This is a genomic window from Methanosphaera sp. DEW79 (assembly GCF_003266085.1).
GTDB lineage: Archaea > Methanobacteriota > Methanobacteria > Methanobacteriales > Methanobacteriaceae > Methanosphaera > Methanosphaera stadtmanae.
In genome coordinates this window covers 1-5,974 of the sequence record NZ_MUZW01000009.1, presented here as the reverse complement: position 1 = coordinate 5,974, position 5,974 = coordinate 1, and the positions used below count along the sequence as shown (strand labels likewise).

2 protein-coding genes are annotated in these 5,974 nt (G+C 25.5%); both read right to left on the bottom strand.

Going from position 1 to position 5,974, the window contains the following annotated elements; translation table 11 throughout:
- Window positions 1–4,659 (bottom strand): carboxypeptidase-like regulatory domain-containing protein (locus tag BZ132_RS00845; protein WP_286940146.1); only part of this gene is annotated, 4,659 nt, incomplete at its 3' end.
- Window positions 4,660–5,169: 510 nt separating this feature from the next.
- Complete coding sequence (locus BZ132_RS00840) at window positions 5,170–5,763, bottom strand: HEAT repeat domain-containing protein (protein WP_286940145.1); 594 nt, start codon at window positions 5,761–5,763, stop codon at window positions 5,170–5,172.
- Window positions 5,764–5,974: the final 211 nt, after the last annotated feature.

The following is a 5,974-nucleotide window of genomic DNA, read 5'->3' as shown; positions in this document are numbered from 1 at the left end:
ATTTCCAAATTCATCTTTGAGTGTACCATTTACTGTAACATTATTTCCAATTACTATTGTAGATATTTTATTTACATCTATAATTGAACTTATTTTTCTTACATTAAATGAAGTTACATTAGTTGAATAATCATGTGAATTGTTACCCTCATATATCACATATACCTCATTTGTTCCCAGAACATTTGTTATGTAATCATATGTGTAGTGTCCAAATTCATCTGTTACTAGAGATACCATTTGATTGTTAACTGTAAGAACTACTTTTGTATTTGCCATGATATTTCCAAATTCATCTTTGAGTGTACCCTTGATTAGAACATGTGTGGACATTGTAGTATTTTTTATTTCATTTATAGAAATTGATGTTTCAATACCAACTACCAAGAAATATTTTATATCCCCATTCATTTTATATGTATCATTTCCATAATAGATAGCTTGGACTTCATTTATATCCACAAAATCTGTTTTATAAGTGTATGTAAATACTCCCTTTTCATCAGTAGTTACAATAACTTGACGATTATTAATCATTAAAGTAACATTTACATTAGATATTATGTTTCCATAAATATCTGTTAATGTACCACTTATTTGTGCATTATTACCATATGTGGTAGTTTTTATGTTATTTAATGTGATGGTTGTGTTGATTTTTGTTACATTGATTATTGTTTTATTTTCTACTTGATTATATAATGCATTACCACCATAAAATCCAATTATACTAATTGTTTCTTCTTGTGTTGGAATGAATGTTGTTTTATAATATCCAAATTCATTTGTTGTTACATTTACTAATTTACCACCAATATTAAGTGTTATATTGAAGTTAGATAAAACATGACCAAATTCATCTTTAAGTGTACCTTCAATTGAAGTATTTTTTCCAATCTCTATAGTATTATTAGAAGTTACTGTTAATTTTGTATTGATTTTATTTACATTGAATGAGGTAGTGTTTGCTGATGGATTATGAGTAGAATTTCCAATGTATCCCACTATTACATTAATTATTCCTGCAGTTTCTGGAGTATATTTAAATTTAAAGTTTCCTTCAGAATCTGATAAATTATACACCAAATTATCATTTACTAAAAAGCTTAACTCAGTATTAGGTAATATATTACCAAATTCATCATATATAGTTCCATTAATATATGTAGAAGATCCAATTTTTATATCTTCCACATGATTTATAACTATTTTAGTATTTAATGGTATTACTGTATAATATATTTCATTTGATGATGGATTATAAGTATAATTTCCATTATATTGAACAATTACTTTTTTTATTCCTATTGATTGACTTTTACGTATGAATTGATACTTTCCATTAACATCACTTGTTGTTGTGTATGTTTCTTCATCAATAATAATTGAAACTTCAGTATTTGGTAGAATATTTCCAAACTCATCATATACTGTACCATTGATTAATATACTTTGACCAAATTTCACACTACCATTAGTTAAATTTGTACTTACTGTTATTGCTGTGTTTATAGGATTTACATAGAAGTTTGTTTGATTACTTGTTGGATTATATGTACTGTTTCCCAAGTATTTCACTAGAACTAATCTTGAACCTATAATATATGTAGTATATGGCATTTCATAGTATCCTTCATTATTAGTCATAATTGTGTATTCTTTTCCATTAACAACTATTATAACTTCTGTATTAGGTAAAATATTTCCATATACATCTTTAAGTACACCATTTATAATAATTGAAGATCCTATTTTCACACTATGTGTAGTATTTACTGTTATGGTTGTGTTTATAGTAGTTACATTTAATGATGAAGAGTTTGATGATGCATAATGTGTTAGATTTCCATCATATGATACTATAATATTTTTTATACCAACATTTGATTTAGTAACATTCATTGAATATTTTCCATTGTTGTCTGTTGTAACATTACTACTTTTTACTTCACCATTTATTACTACAGATATGTTTACATTTGAAAGTGGTTTTCCAAATTCATCTTTTAAAATTCCAGATATTGTTATGTTTTTTCCATAAGGTATATCACTAACTGGATCTAGAGTTATTGTTGTTTTTATTTTACGAACTGTGATTGCTGTTTGAGCATCTGAAGAATAATAAGTACTGTTTCCAAGATAACTTACTGATACACTTGCTTTTTTCATTTCAGATAGGGTATAATTATATGCATAATTTCCATTTTCATCTGTAACAAATTGAATAGTTTTACCATTTATATCTATTTCTATTGGAGTATTTGGCAAGACATGTCCAAATTCATCTTTAAGTGTACCATTTATAGTTACTGTTGAACCTACTGGTACTTGATCTATATTGTTTACTGATATTTTTGTATATATTTTATCAACATAATATTCTGTCTTGTTTAATGAGGTAGCATATTTGTTATCTCCAATATATTCTACAACCACCCCCTGTTGAATAGAACTGTTTGCTATTTCAATTGCAGTATATTTTCCTTTATCATCAGTTGTTACATTATATACTTTATTTCCAAATGTTATTGTGATAGTTGCATTTGCTATTGGATTTTTATTTTCATCCTCTAAATATCCCATTATATATATTTTATCTCCATCTTTTAAAGGTGGACTTGGTATAATAGATAACGTTGTATTTAGTTTACGTACATTGAATGATGTTTTTATAATACTTGGATTGTGTGTATTGTTACCATGATATGCTACAGTTACATCAAGAGTATCTTCCATTGTTGTTTTGTATATATATTCATATTCACCCTGAGCATCAGTTGTTACTTGATATGTTTCATTATTTATTCTTATTTTAATGTTTGTATTTGGCATTATATTTCCAAATTCATCTTTGAGTGTACCTTTTATTGATACATTTTTATCTACTGTTGTATTTGCCACTGGATTTACTGTGATATTTGTATTTATTTTTACTACATAAGTATGAAATCCAATACTACTTGGATTTAGAGCTGTATTTCCATAATAGTATATGATTACATCAAAAGATCCTTCTCTATATACATTATATGTGAATGTATATGTTCCATTTGAATTCGTAGATACTGTAATATTTTTATTATCTTTTTCAAAACATAGTACTATATTTTCATTAGAAACTATGTGTCCAAATTCATCTGTTAAATTACCAGTTAATGTTATATTCTGTCCTATTATTGCATTTGATATCTGATTTACTGTAATTTTTGTATTTAATTTTTCTACATTAAATTCTGTACTGTTTATACAGGAATCATATCCTATATTTTCATTTCCAAAGTATTCTACAGTTACTAAAACCTTATTTCTTTCAATAGAAGATGAGTATGTTGTAAATGTTGCTACTCCATTTTCTTTGGTTATTAAATTGTATTTTTTATCATCAATTGTTAGTACTACTTTTTCTCCAACAAGACCATTACCATTTGTAAGTGTTACTTTGATTATGTTTGTTTTATTTACCTTTGTATTGGTTGCTTCTACTTTTATGTTTGTGTATATTTTTTGGATAATTATTAATACTGTTGTGTTAGATACTGTATAATTTTCATTTCCCATAAATGTTACAGGTAATTCATATTCACCAACAGATAAATCTACTGGAATTACTACGTTACCATTATTGTCAGTTACTCCCATTACTTCTGTTCCATTTGGTAATGTTACAAATACAGTTCCATTTTTTATTACTGCACTTGTATTAGCATCAAGTACTGTGATATTTAATTTACTATTTTTATAAGTAGAATTTAATATTGTTGCTTTGGTTGTACTTGGTTTTTTTGTTATATTATTTATTGGATCTTTATCATGACCTGGAATTAATTCAAATACATAGTAAGGAATTATAATTCCATCAATGTGAATTAATTTATCATATTTTTCTCTTTTTATTGAGTAGGGGAAGTAAATATAATTTGTTTCAATTATTCTATATGAACTATTATAGTATTTACTGTACATATCAGGATAAAAATTCTTAAGTATTTGTTTTGATTGTTTTTCACTTACATATTTAGTTGTATCATTTACTTTTAGGAATGTTTTAAGACCATCTGGTGTTTTGATTATGTATTTGTTAAGAGCATATTGTCCCTTGGTTTCAACTACCCAGTTAGTAGAAGCACTATTAATATGCCAATCATTTATAATCTGTGACATATTCACTGTTCCATCCCATGTCAAACTTGATCCACCAGAAGATGTCTGAGGTATATAATTTCTTGCTGCAAATTCAGTTGAATTTCCTTTTTCTGTAATATTTTCTTGTAATTCACCATTTGAATGTATAAAAAAATAAGCTGTTTCAGTACCATTTGTATCTACATTTAATGTGTTATTTGTAGTTTTTAGTGATTTTTTATTTGTATTTGATTTTTGTGTGTTGGATGTTATGGTTTTATTTGAATTTACTTGTTTACTTTCTTTAATTAAATTATCTTTATTTATATTTTTATTTGTTTGATTTTTTATTATATTTTTAAAGTAGGATTTATCTTTTGAAGTATTCATACTAATTGTATTATTTACACATATATCACTATTTGAAGATATAGTAGTTGGTGTATCATTAATATTTGTTGCATTTACTGCTGATAAGGCTACAAATATTAAGAATACTGTACAAAAAAGAAACATAAATCCTTGTTTATTAACCAAAAATATCACCTCTCTTACTTTATTATATATTACACATATATAATCAGATATAATCCCTATTTAAATTACACCATGAAATTATATTAAATTTAAAAGTATATAAACATAACTAAAAAAAGAAATATTAATCTTAAATTCAAAAAAAATGAAAAATCAATCATTTTTATAAAAATAATCTAAAAAAATTTTACTATAATAATATTTAATGAGTATCCAACAAATATCCTCTTTTTTCCAGTAATTAAGTATGTGACAATTATTTGTCCTATTAATTGTATATCTTTTTATTAAATATACTTATAGAAAACAACACAAAATATTTGATAATTATAAACATAGTAAAACAAAATCTTGTTGAAAACACAAAATAGAATTATTACATGCTCTTAATTATAAAAAAATATTTCATTCTATAGAAAAACAATCCCCATATACTAAATACACATACACTATAGTTAGGATAAAATAAGATATTTTAGAAAAAATATGAAAAATAGGAAAAAAGTAATATTATTTTTTAGATTTAGCTTTTTTCTTCTTAGGTTTAGGATCAATTTTTTTAAGAGCTTTGTTTGCAACCTTTTTAAAGTCTTTATCACCAGTTGCTGCCCTTCGTGCTTTTTTAATAGGATCAATAGCTTTTTTATCCTTAATATCACCTAAAGCCTTTGTTGCAGACGTTCTAACACCCCAATCATCATCAGTTAAAAGTTCAATAATAGGGTCTACCGCACTTTTTACTTCCATTTCCCCAAGTGCCTTTGCTGCAAACTTTCTAATAGCAAAATCCTCAGAACCAAGAGCATTTATAAGTTCTTTTGCTACAGTATCATCACCAATATCTTTTAGAGCCAAAATAACATATTTTTGAACTAAAATATTATCACTTTTTAGTGCAGATATTAATGGTTTAATAGAATCTTGACCTATTGAAGCTAAGGATTTAGCTGCCTGAAATCTTACAAGAGGATTTTTATCAGTGAATGTGTTGATTAATATATCAATTGCATCTGTAGGATAATCTACTAATTCTTTACATGCTTCTAGACGAACTTCATGGTCTTCGCTAATCATGTTTTCTTTCAATGTATCTAATTCAGTCATAAAAAAATACAACTCCATACTAAAATTATACACCAAATACTACAGTGTAACTTTTAGTTTTAATCTTTGATTATATATCTATAAATAATAATACTTAAAAATAGAGTATAAAACGTCACTGTTAGAAGTTCAGTGGAATATAACTTTTCATATTTTTTTAAATCCCAAAATACTAGTGTTAGTTTTGCTCGTGTTTCTACTCTTTTAAACG

Excerpts from the sequence above, each read along its gene's own strand:
- BZ132_RS00840 (WP_286940145.1), bottom strand. The coding sequence starts at position 5,763 with ATGACTGAATTAGATACATTGAAAGAAAACATGATTAGCGAAGACCAT.